The organism is Pseudomonas sp. PME37.24/025, from assembly GCF_055556615.1.
Window position 1 is genome coordinate 1 of the sequence record NZ_JBVHNK010000370.1, and the last position, 255, is coordinate 255.

Annotated in this window: 1 protein-coding gene; it reads right to left on the reverse strand. The window is 70.6% G+C overall.

What is annotated here, in order from left to right; all coding sequences use genetic code 11:
* Window positions 1-61 precede the first annotated feature (61 nt).
* Window positions 62-255, reverse strand: a 194-nt coding sequence (locus ACZ3HH_RS30730; protein ID WP_465810452.1) for a hypothetical protein, incomplete at its 5' end; no start/stop codon positions are given.

A 255-nucleotide genomic window follows, 5' to 3' on the forward strand; every position in this document is an offset into this window, starting at 1 on the left:
TGCTGAGAGTGATCGACACGGGGTTCCTTTCGATGGGTGTGGAGGAGGACGGATGCCGGGGTCAACGGGCCGCGGGGAGGCTGAGCGCCCACTTCAACGGGTCGGTCACGCGGAACGGCGCGATCCCGCGGGCGTCCAGGTGCTGACCGCGCGGTGCGTGGCCGAGCACGGACACGGCGAAGTACCGGCACGAGAGCGACCGACCGTGCGCCGGGTTCTCGAGAAGAGCGACGACGCCGGCCCCGCCGAGCTTCA